The following is a 14,629-nucleotide window of genomic DNA, read 5'->3' on the forward strand; positions in this document are numbered from 1 at the left end:
AATCCGCGTTGCACACAACCAGAAAGAAATCCCGAGAGGAGAACGACAATGACCGAATTCTCGATCCAGGAGCTGTCCCTGCAGGGTGCCGACCTGCTGCCCGCACGCGAGGCGCTGTCGACGTGGAACACGGCGACCATCAACGCTCTCAACGCCGCGCTCGCGGTGAACCACGGTTCGGGTCTCGCGGCGGCCAACGCCGAGCAGACCATCGTGGTCATCCAGAACTGACACCCTGGCCGACTACTCATCGCGAGCTGCCGGTCGATCATCACCGGGTGAGCATGCCGGCAGCCGCGACTAGTAACCAAGGAGATTTCCGTGACGGATCACTCTCTGGCTCTGCTCGACGGCGAGTCGGCCGAGTTACTGCCCACCCGGCAGGCGCTCGGCGGTATCACCATCAACAACATCGTCGCTGTCAACCTCGCTATCGCGGTCAACGCGGGTGGCTGGCACAGCAACGCGATTGCTCTCGCCAACCAGTGGATCGGCGTCCGCTAGCTGGCGACGCGGATGGCGAGATGGTGACGCCATCCCGCCCCGCCGGAGCCTAGGTGGCTCCGGCGGGGACGGAGCACGCGGCGGGAGTGGCTTCTTCCGGAGTCGCTCCCGCCGTGTGATTCGCGCAGCGAGGCCGAGCCGCCGGACCGACCTGGTGCTCGGCGCCGACCGTGACACCCAGCACCCATTACCGCCGGGTCGAGGTCCGGCCGGTCGCGGGTGCGTGAGGAGGAAACCTCGATGACCCAACCGATTTCGCCGCAGAGCGCGCCCGAAGCGCACGCTCTGTCTTCGCCAGCGCCCACCATTGCGCCGGTCCCGGACGCACGCTCTGCGGAGCCGGCTTCCGCCCCCGCTGGGATGGACGTCCCCCACCGGGCCGAGGGTGTGTCGCTGCTGGGGGAGTACGAAGGCGGAGGCTACGACGAGCCGCGTTATCTGGTTTCCCGGGGCGACGGCCAGATGGTGCTGCTGTCCCGGATGTTGTACGCGGTCGCCGAGGCGGTGGGTGACGACCGGACGCTGGAGGAGGTGGCCGAGCTCGCGGGCCGGGCCTACGGCGCAAACCTGCCGCCGCAAGCGGCCCATTACCTGATCGAACAAAAGCTCCAGCCGCTGGGCCTGGTCACCTTGGGACCGCCGGTCGCCGCCGCGCCGCGGGCCGACCCGTTGCTCGCCTTGGCCCTTCATCGTGTTCTCCTGCCGGCCAAGGTGGTCCGCCGCCTTGCCGCGATCTTTGCGCCGCTGTTCGCCCCCGTCGTCGTGATTGTCGTGGCGTTGGCGCTGGTCGCCCTGGATGTCTGGCTGCTGGGCACCGGCCACGCCAACCTGTCGATCCATCAATCGATCGGATCACCGGCCCTGATGCTGGCCGTGCTCGGCGTACTGCTCGCGAACACGCTGTTTCACGAGTGCGGCCACGCGGCAGGTTGTCATTACGGTGGCGGCCGGCCGGGCGCGATCGGTGTCGGTGTGCTGATCGTGATACCGGCCTTCTATACCAACGTCACCGATGCCTACCGGCTCAACCGGCGCGGCCGGCTACGCACCGATCTCGGCGGCATTTATTTCAACGCCGTGTTCGCCATCATCCTCGGGGCGATCTACCTGGCGACGGGGTTCGCCGCGATCCCGGCGGTCATCGTGCTGATCCACCTGCAGATGCTGCAGCAACTGATGCCGCTGGTCCGGATGGACGGGTACTACATCCTCGGTGACCTGGTCGGCGTGCCGAACCTGTTCGAGCAGATCCGGCCCATCTTGCGGCACACCATCTTCCGGCGTGAAGCCGAGCGTTCGGTCACCAATTTCCGGCGGGGGACCAGGGTCACCATCACCGTCTGGGTCGCCATCGTGGTACCGGTTCTGGTCGCGGCGTTGGTCAATATTCTCATTTTCCTGCCGGGCTTTTTCCAGACCGCGATGATCAATGTCGCGCACTACTGGAACCTCGGCTTTGCCGGCTATCACGAGGGCAATGCCGGTGTGGTGGCCGTCGCGCTGGTATCCGTCGTCATTCTCCTGGTGCCGTGGCTGGGCATCGGCTCGCTGCTGACCCGTACGGTCATGAAGGCCGTCCGCCTGATCATCCGGCGCCGGAACGCGTCGGCGCCTCGGCACAGGCGTGCGGGCCAGACCGGCCACCAGCAACGGGAGCTCGTCGAAAGTGACGTCCGCGGCGCCGAGTGAAACACGCGGGACCTTCGGCCCTAGGGGGAGAGCGGGCGCGGGGCGAGGCTGGAGTGCGGGTTCATCCCGGTAATTGGGGGTGAGATGAAACAGCCTCCGGATCGGCTCGCCCGCACGGGCCGTTGGTGTGCGGGGCATCCCTGGCCGGTGCTCCTGGTGTGGCTGGCGGTGCTTGCCGGCGCGACGGTGGCGAACAGTCTGGTCGGCGGCACGTACAGCGACGATTTCACCCTCCCCGGCGCCGAGTCCGGACAAGGCAGCGCGGTGCTCGCCCAGCATGGCGTTGTCGGCGGGGGCAACAGCGCGCGCATCGTCTTCAACGCCGGTTCGGCGCCGTTGCCGGCGCAGGCGGTCGAACAGGCCGCGGCGCAGGTGCGGGCGGTGCCGCACGTGGTGTCGGTGTCCGATCCGCTGTCGCCGGCGACGACGTCACCCGGCGGGCAGGTCGTCTTCGCGAACGTGCAGTTCGACAACAAGCCCACCGCCCTGGGGCAGAGCCTCGTCGACGGGATCGACCAGGCCACCGCCGGGGCGCGCGCGCCCGGGCTCCAGGTCGACTACAGCGGCACACTGGGCAAGGCGGCTGAGCCCGCCGCGGGCGACTTCCGGTCCGAGCTGGTCGGCATCGTCGTCGCGATCCTGGTTCTGCTGGTGGCATTCGGCAGTGTGCTCGCCGCCGCACTGCCGATCGTCACGTCGATCATCGGGGTCGTCACCGGGCTGGGCATCCTCGGCCTCATCGCCGCCACGACGACGTTCGCGACGGCGTCACCGACACTGGCGATCATGATCGGCCTCGGTGTCGGGATCGACTACGCCCTGTTCCTGACCACCCGCTTCCGGCAGCACATGATCGACGGTGGCGACCCGGTGACGGCCGCGGGCCGGACGGTGGCGACCAGCGGGCGCTCGGTGCTGATCGCGGCGACCACCGTCGTCATCGCGCTGATGGGGCTGTTCGCGGTCGGGGTCACGTTCATCGGCAAGCTCGGTCTCGCCGCCGCCGTCACCGTGGTGATAGCCGGGATCGCGGCGATCACGCTCGTCCCGGCACTGCTTGGCCTGGCAGGACGCCGGATCGACCGGTGGCACGTGCGGCGGCCGGTCGCCGAACAGTCCGCCGACGGCCGCGAAAGCGCCTGGCACCGGTATGCGGTGCGCGTGGACCGGCACCCCTGGCGATTTCTGGGTGGCGGGGTGCTGGTCGCGGCGGTGCTCGCGATACCGGCCTTTTCCCTGCAACTCGGGCATATCGACGAAGGCGCCGACCCCGCGGGAAGCACCACGCGGCAGGCCTACGACGCGATCAGCGCCGGTTTCGGGCCGGGCGTGAACGGGCAGTTCACGGTCGTGATCGTGCCGGCGCCGGGCGCCGCGCCCGGCACGCCCGTGCAGCAGGCGCTCGCCCGCACGCCCGGGGTCGCCTCGGCCACCCCGCTCACGCCGAGCCAGGACGGTGCGCTGCTGCTGTCGACCGTCACCCCGGCCACCGGCCCGCAGGATGCCGCGACCGACCAGCTGCTGGGCGTGTTGCGCACGCAGACGCTGCCACCGGTGCTGGACGGTTCACGGTCGTATGTCACGGGGATGACGGCCGGGCAGCTGGACTTCCGTGACATCGTCGCCGCCAAGCTGCCGCTGATCATCGGTGTCGTGGTGGCGGCGGCGTTCGTGCTTTTGCTGTTGTCGTTCCGCAGCCCGTTGCTCGCCCTCAAGGCCGCGGTGCTGAACCTGCTGTCGATCGCCGCGTCGTACGGCGTGATCGTCGCGGTGTTCCAGTGGGGCTGGGGTGGTTCGCTGCTCGGTGTCAGCGAGCGGGTGCCGATCGAGTCGTACGTGCCGATGATCATGTTCGCGATCGTGTTCGGGCTGTCCATGGACTACGAGGTGTTCCTGCTGTCGCGGGTGCACGAGGCCTGGCTGCGCACCAAAAACAACCACATCGGTGTCGCCGACGGGCTCGCCGTCACCGCGCGGGTGATCACGTCGGCCGCGCTGATCATGATGTGCGTGTTCTTCGCGTTCCTCGTCTCGCCGAATGTTGTGATCAAGATCCTGGCGCTGGGCCTCGGCGTGAGCGTGCTGATCGACGCCACCATCATCCGGCTGATCATCGTGCCCGCGGCGATGTTCCTGCTCGGCAAGTACAGCTGGTGGCTGCCGGACTGGCTGGACCGCGCGCTCCCGCACCTCGAACCGGAGCCCGAGACGCTCCCGGCGCCGGCCGAACCGCTAGCGGGGTAGTCCGAGCGCTTCGACAATGCGTTCGGCGGCGGCGCAGACCGCCTCGAAGTCCTCGCCCAAAGGTTCCACGACGAGCCGGTGCACGTTGGCGACGTGCCCGGGAGCCGTGGCCTCGACATGAGCATGGCCTGCGTCGGTGAGTGTCACGGTGGTGAACCGCCGCCCCTGCCCGTCGTGCACGGTCCGCTTGACCCATCCGCGCTCTTCGAGCCGCGTCACCGCGTGAGAAATCCTGGGGAGCGAACCATTTGCCATCTGAGCGACTTCGCTCATCCGCAACGTCGCGTCGGGCAAGGCGGCCAGGCGGGACAGGATCATGTAGCCGAGCAAGGTCAGGTCCGCGTCGCGGGAGAGCTGGCTTTCGAGTGCCCCAGGCAGCGAGAGCAGGACTTTCACCAGGTTGAGCCAGGCCCATCCGCGGTCGTCGTCGCGCCAGCCCACCGGTCCGCTGCTCTTGGCCGTCATGCCCCCAGCATTCCCGAGATGCTTCTTGACTTCAACACGCAACCCACTTAGTTTGGGTTGCACACGCAACCCAACGCTAGGGGATGACCATGACAGTCACCACGCCGTCCACCACCTCGGCCCGCACCATCGCGCTCCGGCTCGGTGTCGCGGCAATGATCGCGCTGGTGGCGAACGCGGCCATCGCGCTGGCAACGAGCCAGTTCGACGACGGCGGTATCGGAGCGGGCCTCGCTCCGACGGAATACCTGCCCCTGACCTTGATCGGGATCGTGCTGGGAGCGGTCGGCTGGACCCTGCTCGCCCGCTACGCACCCCGCGCGCTACGCGTGGTCGTTCCGGTCGCGCTCGTGCTCACCTGGATTCCGGACGTGCTCCTGCTGAACACCGGCGCGACACCCGGAAATGTCATCGGCCTCATGGCGATGCATGTGGTCGTGACCATCGCGGTGGTAGCCGCGTTTCGGGGCCACCGCCCGGAAAGCGCTTCCCCGGCACGGTAAGGGATCGTCGATCCCGTGCCGTCCCGAGCCCGGCCGGCCGCGGCGGCTCGGTCGACGTGTGTGCTCACCACGATGCTCGCGTGTTCTCGGCGATGTCCAATGCCAGCTGGATCGCGGGCGTGGCGAGCCGGCCGATTTCCGCGGCGTTCGTGTTGGAGGCGGTGCCCGACCGGGATCTGTGCGCGATGCCGTGCAGGATGGCGGCGACCCGGTACAGGTTGTACGCGTAGTAGAAGGCGAACTCGTCCGGCCGGTCGTAGCCGGTTCTGGCGAAGTACCGCTCCGCCACCGTTTCCCGGGTCGGGATGCCCAGTTCGGCGAGGTCGGCGCGGGCCAGTGCGGGCGTCCCGGCGACGCCGGCCGGGATGATCCAGCTGAGCAGGAAGTAGCTCAGATCGGCCAGCGGATTGCCGAGTGTCGCCAGTTCCCAGTCGATGACGCCCAGTACGCCGGGCGTATCGGGGGAGAAGATGACGTTGTCCAGCCGGAAATCGCCGTGCACCAACGTCACGAGTTCGTCGGCGGGCTTGGATTCCGTGAGCCACGACTTCAGCCGGTCGGCGCCCGGCAGCGGGACGTCTCCGGCCTCCAGCTGGCGGGACCACCGGGAAATCTGGCGCTCGAAGTAGTCGGTATGGGGACCGAAGTCGCCGAGGCCGGCGGCATCGATATCGGTGGTGTGGATGTCCGCCAGGGCGTCCACGAGCGCGAAGTAGATTTCCTCGCGTGTCTCGGCCGGCTCGCCGGGCAGGGTGGGATCCCAGAAGACCCGGCCGTCCAGATACGTCATCAAGATGAACGGGCTCCCGATGACACCGGGGTCCGGGCACTCGTGCAAGATCGCCGGGACCGGAAAGCCGGTTTCGCCCAGCGACCGCATGACGCGAGCCTCCCGCTCGACCGCATGTGCCGATGACACGACAGCGCCGCTCGGCCGGCGCCGCAGTACGAATCGTTGGGCGCCGGTGTCCACGAGATACGTCGGATTCGACTGTCCGCCACCGAATTTCGTGATGTCGAGCCGGTCGCCCAGTAGTCCGGGACAGGCGCCGGCGAGGTACCGGCTGAGCGCGTCCGGGTTGATCGCCTGCCGTCCGCTCATTCGGACACCTCGAGCACCAGTTTGCCGAAGTGGGAAACGGTGGCGAGCGACTCGAGCGCGGTGCCGATCGCTTCGAGCCCGTGGAAGACGCGGTCGATGACGGGCCGGAGCTGATGCTGGGAAATGGCCCGGTTCATGTCCTCGAACAGGTCGCGCGGGCCGACCGCCACGCCCCGCATCGTGACCGCCCGCATGAAGATCGGCGGGAGCGAGAGATTCTCCACGACCGCACCGGTGACCGAGCCGATCAGCGCGACCGTGCCGCCCCGGCGCACGGCACGCAGCGACTCGGGCAGGGTTGCGCCGCCGCCCAGCTCGAGGACCACGTCGGCACCGATATCGTCGAAGATCTTTTTGGCGGTCCGGCCCCATTGCCGGTCTTCGCGGTAGTTGATCACGTGGTCCGCGCCCAGGTCCGCGGCCATGGCCAGCTTGGCGTCGTCCTGGGACGTGATCGTGACCTCGGCGCCGGCCAGCTTGGCGAACTGCAACGCGAACAGCCCGACGCCGCCGGTGCCGAGGATGAGCACCCGGTGCCCAGCCTGCACGGGTTCCGCGCCGCCGAACAAGCCGTTCCACGCGGTGACCGCCGCGCACGGCAAGGTGGCTGCCTCCGCCGGCGACAGGTGGGCGGGCACCTCCACGAGGTCACGCTCGTCGAACACGACGAAATCGGCCAGCACTCCCGGTATTTCCCCGCCACGTGCGGCCGCACCCGGCTCGCCACGGCCGGCTACCCAGCCGGGCACGTGGATCGGCATGACCCTGGTGCCGACGCCGAACTTCACCGCCCCCGGTCCTTTTTGGACGATCGTGCCGGCCGAGTCGGACAACGGGATCAGGGGTAGCGGCATCTTCGGGTCGTACACCCCGCCGACCACCAGGAGATCCCGGAAGTTCAGCGACACGGCCTGCGTTCTGACGAGAACCTGGCCGGGACCCGGTTCCGGACGGTCGACATCGGTGACCGCGAGGTTGTCGATTCCCCATTGGGCCAATTCGACGCGCCGCGGACGGCGGCTTGTCATTGTCGTCATGTCATTCCTCGAATTCGAGCGTGTGGCTGATGGAAAAGGAGCGGAACAGGCTGGTCGCCACCGATTCGACCGCGGTCCGGTCCGTGCCTGGCTTGGGCACGAGCACGATGTCGACGTGGATCCCTTGTGCGTCATCGGGTTTGGCGTGGACGCGCACCCCGGTGCCGGGCGGTAGCCGGTCATTGACGGCGTCGGCGATGGCCACTTCGGCGGCGGCGCATTTCAGTGGGACCTTGAAATGTTTGCCCACCGTCGTCGTGGGCATTTCCGCGATCACGAAGATTTTCTTGGGAGCCGCCGGCCGCTCGGTGATGCGCTCGACGGCGTACTCGTGCAGGCGCTCCGCCGTAACAGAGGCGCCGTCCCGCAGCGTGACGTAGGCGACGGGGAGCTCGCCGGCGTAGATATCGGGCATCCCCACCGCGGCTGCCGTCTCGACGTCGGGATGGGAAACCAGCACGGTTTCGATCAACCGCGGATCGATGTTGTGCCCGCTGCGGATGATGAGATCCTTGCGCCGCCCCGTGATAAAGAAGAAGCCGTCCTCGTCCTGTCGTGCCAGGTCGCCGGTATTGAGCCAGCCGTCGCCGGCGAACAGCCCGGGTGTTCCGGTGAGGTAGCCGCCGGTGACGTTGGGGCCCTTGAGAAGCAGCACACCGACCTCGCCGGTGTCGCAGTCCCGGACGTAGGCCCCTTCGTCGTCCAGGACCGCGGCCTTCATCTGCTGATAGGGCACGCGCAGCCCGACGGAACCGGCCTTCCGGGGACCTTCGAGCGGGTTGAGGGAACTGAGGCAACACCCCTCGGTCAGGCCGTAGCCTTCGCAGATGCCGACCCCGAATCTCTTCTCGAACTGCTCGATGATCTCCAGGGGAAGTGGTGCGGCCCCGGCTCCGGCGAAGCGCAGGGACGAGATGTCGTGCCCGCCGATGGGGACCTTCAACAGTCCTGAGTAGACGGTCGCCACAGCCATCATCGTGGTGACCCGGTACCGTTCGATCGTCTCCCACAGCCGCGCGACGGCGGACGGATTCCGGTAACCGTGCGGCCCCAGCAACACGAGCGAGGATCCGGCGGCCCAGGTCGCGATTCCGTTGACGCGCAGGGCTGTCGCGTGGAAGAGCGGCAGCCCGGCCAACGTCACGTCGGCGGGCGTGCAGTGCGTCAGCGCAGCCGCGAGCCAGCCTTGCGTGGCTTCCGCCCAGTGGGTCGACCGGGCGATTTTCGGGGTACCGGTGGTGCCTCCGGTGTGCAACAGCGACGAGCAGTCCCCGGGCTGGGCGTCATAGCCGAATTCCAGGCGATCGCCCGGGCAGGCGTCGAGCCGGCGCAGGAAACCGTCGGGGTGCGGATCCTGCGTGTCGACGCAGATCACGCGCAGCCCCGGCGCAGCCCGCGCCACCAGGCCGGCCTTCTGCCGGAGAAAGTCGAACTCCCCGCCGCGCGCCGTGATCAGCAGACGAACCCCGGCCGCGCGTACCATCGCGGCGAGGTGTCCCGGTTCGAGCAACGGATTGAGCGGCATGACGATGCACGCGGCCTGGGCGCCGGCGAGCACGAAATGCGTTTCGGGCAGGTTCGGGAGCAGATAGGCAACCACGTCGTGCCGGTCATTTCCTTGCCGGCGAAGGAAATTCGCCGTCTGCCGGACGCGATGCAGGAGTTCACCGTAGGTGAACGCGCGATCTGCCGGTGAAGGCACCCCGGTCGGCAGCCAGTGAATCGCGACGTTGCCCGGCTGTGCCTCGGCGACCCGGCTCAGGAGTTCGTACGTGGTCGCGCCGGGCATCCGTGCTTCCAGGGGGACGCGTTCGATCTCCTCGATATCCGACTGGCTGGTCACCGGCAGATAGGGCACGTACCCGGCGGACGTCATAAAGTATCACCGTTGGTGAGCACAGCCCGGCCGACGACTCGCCGCTCCGCCAGGGTGGCCAGCGCGGCGCCGGCTTCCGCCAGCGGGAAGCGATGCGAGACATGCGGGCGCAACGAGCCTCGGGCCGCCAAGCTCAGCAGATCGGTCACTTCGCGGTGGGCGCTGCGGGGATCGCGACGGGCTGCCTCCCCGGCTCGTACTCCGAGAATCGAGGCGCCTTTCAACAGAATCCGGTTCGCTTCGAAACGGGGTATCGTCCCGGCGGCGAAGCCGACGACGAGATACCGGCCGCCCCAGTCGAGCAGCCGGAGCGCCTCCGTGGCGAGGTCGCCTCCGACGGGATCGAATACGACGTCCGCCCGGCCCACGGAATCGCGGACGGCCTCGACGAGATCGGATGTGCGGTAGTTGACGACATGTTGTGCGCCCGCGTCTTTCGTGACCGCCAGTTTGGCGCCGTCCGAGCCGATTCCGACGACCGTTGCGCCGAGTTCCCTGGCCAGTTGCACGGCCGCCATGCCGACGCCACCGGTCGCCCCGAGCACGGCGACGGTCTCGCCGGATCGCAATGCGGCGCGGGCCACGAGCGCGTGATATGCGGTCTGGGTGGCCACGAGGAAGGTGGCACCTTCGATCGGCGAGAAACCTTCCGGCAGGCCGAAAACGGCTTCGCTGGGCACGACGACTTCTTGGGAGAACCCTCCGGTTCGCGTCATGGCGATCACCGGCGTCCCGGGCGGCCACCGCCGCTGTCCCGGCTGGTCGGGGTGGGATTCGGCCACGACGCCGGCCACTTCCATGCCCGGGACGAAGGGCGGTTCCAGCTTGAGCTGATATTCGCCGCGCGTCAGCAGATAATCGGGGTAGTTCACGCCCGCGGCACGTACCGCGACGCGCACATATCCGGGAGTCAACGGCTCGTCGGGGACGCGCATGGTTGTCACGGAACCAGGGCCGTCCAGTGCGGTGCAGACGGCCGCTTCGTGGTCGGTCATGTCCAGACCACCTCACGGATGGCTGCGGCCACCGCCGCGGGTGACTCCGACTGCGGGAAGTGGCCGACGTGGTCCAGCGCCGTCACTTTGGCGTGCGGCAACAGCTTTCGCGCCTGCTCCAGCACCTGGCGGCCGGACACCGGGTCGGCCAGTCCCCACACCAGGCTGAGCGGACCGTCCCACGCCCGCAGGGCCGCTTCCCAGCGCTCATGGTGAACGTTGCGCTCGGTGTTGTACCGGATCAGGAGGTGACCCAGCTTGTGCCCGTTGTCGCGGGAGATGCCGTACCAAAGGCCGGCGAACTCCTCGTCGCTCAGCTTGGCGGAGCCCCGGATGCCGTCCAGCCCGGCGCGCAGGCGTTCACTCGTGACGCGGTTCGCGATGAGCCGCCCGATCACCGGTTTGATGAGGAGCTTCTGCAGCGAGGTCGGCCGGTAGGCGGCGTAGACGATCCCGCAGTTCAGGATCGTCACGCTGCTGATATTGAAGCCCAGCGCGCCGCGGCGACGGCGGTCCAGCAGTTCCTGGCCGACGATCCCGCCGTAGTCGTGGATGACGAGATGGACTTCGCCGAGGCCGAGATGTTTCACGACCTCCTCGACGACGCCGGCGGACTCGGTGACGGAGTAGTCGTACGGATGGGGCTTGTCCGAAACGCCGTAGCCGGGGAAGTCGAGGGTGACGACTTCATGGTCGCGCGCGAGATCGCCGGCCACGGGCGCGTAGTCGTAGGACCACGTCGGGAAGCCGTGCAGCATCAGTACGGGGAAACCGTGACCGCGCCGCCGGTACGCCACGCGATGTCCGATGGCTGTGGTCAGCGTTTCGCACTCGTCGATCCACTGCGCCGCGGTGGGGTTCCCAGGGCTCATCGTGCCTCCAGCTACCTCGTCGGGCTGTCACATACGCTCATAAATTCCAATACAGTTGTGTATCACAATGCGGGTGTGTCAGGCTCGTGTCAAGACGCCATTGGTGACCGGTAGGAGTTGCAGTGCCCCGTTTGACTCGCGCGGAACAGCGTGAAGAGACACGTCGCCGGCTCATCGAGGCGGCGGGCCGAGTCTTCGGGCGACTGGGTTTCGAGGCCGCCCCGATCGACGTCATCGCCGAAGAGGCCGGTTTCTCGCGGGGGGCCTTTTACTCGAACTTCGAGTCGAAGGACGAGTTGTTCATCGAGCTGGTCCAGAGCCACTTCGAGGCCGAGATCGAGACATTGGGGCGGGCACTGGCCCGGATCGCCCGCGCCGAAGACCTCGCCAAAGCGGTCGAGCGGCGCTACCGGATTCTCGGCGAGGACAGCAGCTGGTGCCTGCTCACCACGGAGTTCCAGCTCTACGCGATGCGCGGGGGTCGCATGGCCGGCCGGTTCGCCGAGCTGTACGAGAAGTACCGCAGCGACCTCGGTGAACTGATCGGCACCCACTTCGACCGGCTGGGCATCCGGTCGTCCCTGACCCCGTACGAATTCGGGGCGGCGCAGATCGCCCTGTCACACGGACTCGCACTCCAGCGCGCCGCCAACAGCGCACTGGACACGACGTTGCCCGCCCGTGCGCTGGCCACCTTCGTGCGAGGCGCCCTCGAACCCCGGGAGGGTTGAGGGCGCCTCTTGCCATGACTACGGGCTACTCGCTGATGGCGACGGCACGATCGAACGCGACGAACTTGGCAAAGTCCTTGCCGACCCGCTCGACGGCATCCGCGTGGGGTGCAACGTACGCCCAAGCGACATCCTTCGGGCCGCCGACGAGAGAGTAATACTCGGCCTGCCCCTTCCAGGGGCAGGTGTACACGGTCGGGCTCGATTCCAGCAACGACCAATTGACGGAGCTCGGAGGGAAATACCAGTTCCCCTCGATCATGACGAGATCTTTGGTGTCCGCAGTCGCGATGACCCGGTCCTCGAGCTTGGCTTTCATTCGTCCTCTCGAACAGATTTGATGGATAATTCTTACGGTTGGGCGAACCGTTTCTTCGCTACCCGGTCGTGCTCCGACCACATTTCGTGAGGGTATCCCAACTGTGGCGCGCTCACCTCGTCCAGCCAGTCAAGCTGACGCGGTGAGATATCCAGATCGCCGGCCGCGAGGTTTGACGTGAGCTGATCTACGCTCCTCGGTCCCACGATGGGGATCACCCCCTTCGACAGCGACCACTTGATAGCTACCCCCTCTGGAGTCGTATCGAGGTCCCGGGCGACGCTCTCGACAGCATCCAGAATGGCCGCCTTGGCGGGGTCGTCTTCCTTGTGCAGGAATTGGCTGATCGAACTCTGTGCGCGACCTGTTTCGCCCCGCCGGTACTTGCCCGTCAGAAGACCACCGCCGAGCGGGGAGTACCCGAGGACACCCAAGCCAAAGGCTTCTGCCATCGGCACCAACTCCCGGTCGGCATTACGCTCGACGAGACTGTACTCGACCTGAATTGCCACAAGAGGGGCCCAACCCTGCTGCTGCGCCAGGGTAACTCCCGTTGCCACACGCCATGCCGGGAAATTGGAGAGGCCGGCATACAGAATCTTGCCGGCGCGCGTCAGATCATCGAAGGCGCGCACTATTTCTTCGATGGGTGTGGACGTGTCGGCCACATGCGCCCAGAGCACGTCCACCCGGTCGGTGCCCAGCCGGCGCAAGCTCTGTTCCAGGGACTGGACCATCGCCTTCCGGCTGTTCCCGGTCAATTGGAGACCGCTGCTTGCTGAAGAACCCATGGTGTACTTTGTCGCGAGAACAATATCCTCGCGATCCGAGGAGATGATATCTGCGAGGTACTCCTCAGCTTCCCCCAACTGATAGTTGGAACCGGTGTCGATGAAGTTTCCTCCCGCTTCTCTATAGGTGTCATACATCGCCCGAGCCTCGGGTGCAGACGCCCCATGCCCCCAGCCCATGCCAAAATTACCTGTCCCCAGCGACAGTTCCGATACTCGCAGCCCCGATCTTCCGAGAAATCGGTATCGCATACGTCTCTTTGCTCCTCGTGTCGATCCGGCATGAGTAGGCTCCTCACACCTGGCGGCTCCCGCCGCCAGACGCCCATCCTTCCCGTCGCTGGGTGTATATTCCATAACATGGAGTGCAGTAATGTTTATCGATCGTCCAGCGCTGAGGTCACCCTCGATACACATGACCCCATCCGGGACGCCCTGGCGCTGGCCCGGCCCCACACCGTCGCTCCCGTCCCGCTCCGCGCGACGGCGCCGTGGGGAGCTCGGTTCTCCCCTTTTCCGCACATCAAGCTCGGCGTGATAGTGGAAGGCGAGTGCTGGCTGTGCATCGACGGACTTGAACCTCTTTTCCTGAGCACAGGCGATTTCTATCTTCTCGGAAATCCACCCCCTTATGGCCTCGGGAGCTCGATTGAGGCAGCCCGGGCTCGCGACTCGAAGGGGCCGCGCCGCAAGGAAATTTCCGCGAGTGGACCCGAGATTTCTCAAGGCTCCGTCACGTACACGTGCACCGTCGACTTCGAGTTTCAAGATTCCGATGCATCGACCCTGTTTTCATCGCTGCCCCCGGCCGTGCTTGTCAAAGCAGACGATACCGACGGAAGATTGCTCTGGAATATCGCGACCATCCTCGTCCACGAGATGGGGGCGCACAAGGCGGGCCGGTCTCTTGTCCTTGAACATCTGGCCCAGATTCTTCTTGTGCATATGCTGAGGTCGCACGCCGGTTCGTCCCAGGAGCCCCTGGGATGGCTTGCGTCGGTTTCCGATGATGGGATCGGGGCGGCGTTACGAGCTATACACGCCGAACCGGGCGATCGCTGGACGCTCGAAGAGCTCGCTAAAATTGCGATGATGTCGAGGTCGGCTTTCGCGGTGAACTTCAGAAACAGAGTAGGAAGACCTCCTTTGGATTACCTCATTGAGTGGCGAATGCAACTGGCGCGTGCGGCACTGCGCACGGAGGATTCCCTCACGGCCATAGCGGCGGCCATCGGATACCAGTCCGAAAGTGCTTTCAGTACCGCTTTTCGGCGCGTCGTCGGGATGTCACCACGAGAGTTCCGCGTCTCACTGCATGCGCAGCCGAGGGACCGTGCAGAAGCGTGACTAGGTCGTGGTTCATAAGCGGCGGAGCCGCTTGCTGTGGGCCGTCAGCTTGCACCGCTGCGGGTTCTCAGGTGGTTCCTCGCGAGGACAGCGCCGACGTGGTGCAGGGGCGTTGCCGCGCGGAGCGTGTCCGTCGGGGGTGGTGGTCGGGCTG

15 protein-coding genes are annotated in these 14,629 nt (G+C 66.8%); 7 read left to right on the forward strand and 8 right to left on the reverse strand.

The window, feature by feature from the left end:
* Positions 1-48: 48 nt before the first annotated feature.
* From GKO32_RS03665 to GKO32_RS03680, 4 genes are all read left to right on the forward strand, one after another.
* The gene (locus GKO32_RS03665) at positions 49-231 is read left to right on the forward strand and encodes a hypothetical protein (RefSeq protein ID WP_154755318.1); all 183 of its coding nucleotides are present in this window, start codon (positions 49-51) and stop codon (positions 229-231) included.
* Between the two features lie 90 nt (positions 232-321).
* Positions 322-504 (forward strand): hypothetical protein, encoded by a 183-nt coding sequence (locus GKO32_RS03670; protein WP_154755319.1) that lies wholly within the window; start codon positions 322-324, stop codon positions 502-504.
* Between the two features lie 240 nt (positions 505-744).
* The gene (locus tag GKO32_RS03675; RefSeq protein ID WP_154755320.1) at positions 745-2,193 is read left to right on the forward strand and encodes a hypothetical protein; all 1,449 of its coding nucleotides are present in this window, start codon (positions 745-747) and stop codon (positions 2,191-2,193) included.
* Positions 2,194-2,277: 84 nt separating this feature from the next.
* Entirely contained in the window at positions 2,278-4,437 is a 2,160-nt protein-coding gene (locus tag GKO32_RS03680) for an MMPL family transporter (protein WP_154755321.1), read from the forward strand.
* Here the strand turns inward: GKO32_RS03680 and GKO32_RS03685 are convergent.
* Positions 4,426-4,902, reverse strand: a complete 477-nt coding sequence (locus GKO32_RS03685; RefSeq protein WP_154755322.1) for a MarR family winged helix-turn-helix transcriptional regulator — start codon at positions 4,900-4,902, stop codon at positions 4,426-4,428. The genes GKO32_RS03680 and GKO32_RS03685 overlap by 12 nt on opposite strands.
* An 89-nt stretch (positions 4,903-4,991) precedes the next feature.
* Between GKO32_RS03685 and GKO32_RS03690 the strand changes: the two genes are divergently transcribed.
* Entirely contained in the window at positions 4,992-5,405 is a 414-nt protein-coding gene (locus GKO32_RS03690; RefSeq protein WP_154755323.1) for a DUF6069 family protein, read from the forward strand.
* Between the two features lie 64 nt (positions 5,406-5,469).
* Here GKO32_RS03690 and GKO32_RS03695 read toward each other — a convergent pair whose 3' ends face one another.
* From GKO32_RS03695 to GKO32_RS03715, 5 genes are read right to left on the reverse strand one after another with little or no spacing between them, the layout of a single operon-like run.
* Complete coding sequence (locus GKO32_RS03695; protein WP_154755324.1) at positions 5,470-6,507, reverse strand: phosphotransferase family protein; 1,038 nt, start codon at positions 6,505-6,507, stop codon at positions 5,470-5,472.
* Positions 6,504-7,544, reverse strand: coding sequence for a zinc-dependent alcohol dehydrogenase family protein (locus tag GKO32_RS03700; RefSeq protein WP_208024258.1), 1,041 nt, complete (start codon positions 7,542-7,544; stop codon positions 6,504-6,506). Before GKO32_RS03700 ends, GKO32_RS03695 begins: the two co-directional genes overlap by 4 nt.
* A 1-nt stretch (position 7,545) precedes the next feature.
* Positions 7,546-9,420, reverse strand: coding sequence for an acyl-CoA synthetase (locus tag GKO32_RS03705; RefSeq protein WP_154755325.1), 1,875 nt, complete (start codon positions 9,418-9,420; stop codon positions 7,546-7,548).
* Positions 9,417-10,415, reverse strand: coding sequence for an NADPH:quinone oxidoreductase family protein (locus tag GKO32_RS03710; RefSeq protein WP_154755326.1), 999 nt, complete (start codon positions 10,413-10,415; stop codon positions 9,417-9,419). Before GKO32_RS03710 ends, GKO32_RS03705 begins: the two co-directional genes overlap by 4 nt.
* A complete protein-coding gene (locus GKO32_RS03715) occupies positions 10,412-11,287 on the reverse strand; it encodes an alpha/beta fold hydrolase (RefSeq protein WP_154755327.1) in 876 nt (291 codons plus the stop codon). Before GKO32_RS03715 ends, GKO32_RS03710 begins: the two co-directional genes overlap by 4 nt.
* Before the next feature lie 122 nt (positions 11,288-11,409).
* On the opposite strand from GKO32_RS03715, the gene GKO32_RS03720 reads away from it, so the two are divergent.
* The gene (locus GKO32_RS03720; protein WP_154755328.1) at positions 11,410-12,018 is read left to right on the forward strand and encodes a TetR/AcrR family transcriptional regulator; all 609 of its coding nucleotides are present in this window, start codon (positions 11,410-11,412) and stop codon (positions 12,016-12,018) included.
* A gap of 25 nt (positions 12,019-12,043) precedes the next feature.
* On the opposite strand, the gene GKO32_RS03725 is transcribed toward GKO32_RS03720, so the two are convergent.
* Positions 12,044-12,337: a DUF427 domain-containing protein gene (locus tag GKO32_RS03725; protein ID WP_154755329.1), complete on the reverse strand. Its 294-nt coding sequence runs from the start codon at positions 12,335-12,337 to the stop codon at positions 12,044-12,046.
* Between the two features lie 32 nt (positions 12,338-12,369).
* Positions 12,370-13,380, reverse strand: coding sequence for an aldo/keto reductase (locus GKO32_RS03730; protein WP_154755330.1), 1,011 nt, complete (start codon positions 13,378-13,380; stop codon positions 12,370-12,372).
* Positions 13,381-13,488: 108 nt separating this feature from the next.
* On the opposite strand from GKO32_RS03730, the gene GKO32_RS03735 reads away from it, so the two are divergent.
* Positions 13,489-14,475, forward strand: coding sequence for an AraC family transcriptional regulator (locus GKO32_RS03735; RefSeq protein ID WP_154755331.1), 987 nt, complete (start codon positions 13,489-13,491; stop codon positions 14,473-14,475).
* Positions 14,476-14,629 lie beyond the last annotated feature (154 nt).

It is taken from the genome of Amycolatopsis pithecellobii, from assembly GCF_009707865.1.
Taxonomy (GTDB): Bacteria; Actinomycetota; Actinomycetes; order Mycobacteriales; family Pseudonocardiaceae; genus Amycolatopsis_E; species Amycolatopsis_E pithecellobii.

What these genes read in the sequence shown, in the direction of transcription:
- GKO32_RS03725 (WP_154755329.1), bottom strand. Translation starts at nt 12,337, where the DNA reads ATGAAAGCCAAGCTCGAGGACCGGGTCATCGCGACTGCGGACACCAAA.
- GKO32_RS03685 (WP_154755322.1), bottom strand. Translation starts at nt 4,902, where the DNA reads ATGACGGCCAAGAGCAGCGGACCGGTGGGCTGGCGCGACGACGACCGC.
- GKO32_RS03730 (WP_154755330.1), bottom strand. Translation starts at nt 13,380, where the DNA reads ATGCGATACCGATTTCTCGGAAGATCGGGGCTGCGAGTATCGGAACTG.
- GKO32_RS03735 (WP_154755331.1), top strand. Translation starts at nt 13,489, where the DNA reads ATGGAGTGCAGTAATGTTTATCGATCGTCCAGCGCTGAGGTCACCCTC.
- GKO32_RS03705 (WP_154755325.1), bottom strand. Translation starts at nt 9,420, where the DNA reads ATGACGTCCGCCGGGTACGTGCCCTATCTGCCGGTGACCAGCCAGTCG.
- GKO32_RS03695 (WP_154755324.1), bottom strand. Translation starts at nt 6,507, where the DNA reads ATGAGCGGACGGCAGGCGATCAACCCGGACGCGCTCAGCCGGTACCTC.
- GKO32_RS03675 (WP_154755320.1), top strand. Translation starts at nt 745, where the DNA reads ATGACCCAACCGATTTCGCCGCAGAGCGCGCCCGAAGCGCACGCTCTG.
- GKO32_RS03710 (WP_154755326.1), bottom strand. Translation starts at nt 10,415, where the DNA reads ATGACCGACCACGAAGCGGCCGTCTGCACCGCACTGGACGGCCCTGGT.
- GKO32_RS03715 (WP_154755327.1), bottom strand. Translation starts at nt 11,287, where the DNA reads ATGAGCCCTGGGAACCCCACCGCGGCGCAGTGGATCGACGAGTGCGAA.
- GKO32_RS03665 (WP_154755318.1), top strand. Translation starts at nt 49, where the DNA reads ATGACCGAATTCTCGATCCAGGAGCTGTCCCTGCAGGGTGCCGACCTG.
- GKO32_RS03680 (WP_154755321.1), top strand. Translation starts at nt 2,278, where the DNA reads ATGAAACAGCCTCCGGATCGGCTCGCCCGCACGGGCCGTTGGTGTGCG.
- GKO32_RS03700 (WP_208024258.1), bottom strand. Translation starts at nt 7,544, where the DNA reads ATGACGACAATGACAAGCCGCCGTCCGCGGCGCGTCGAATTGGCCCAA.
- GKO32_RS03690 (WP_154755323.1), top strand. Translation starts at nt 4,992, where the DNA reads ATGACAGTCACCACGCCGTCCACCACCTCGGCCCGCACCATCGCGCTC.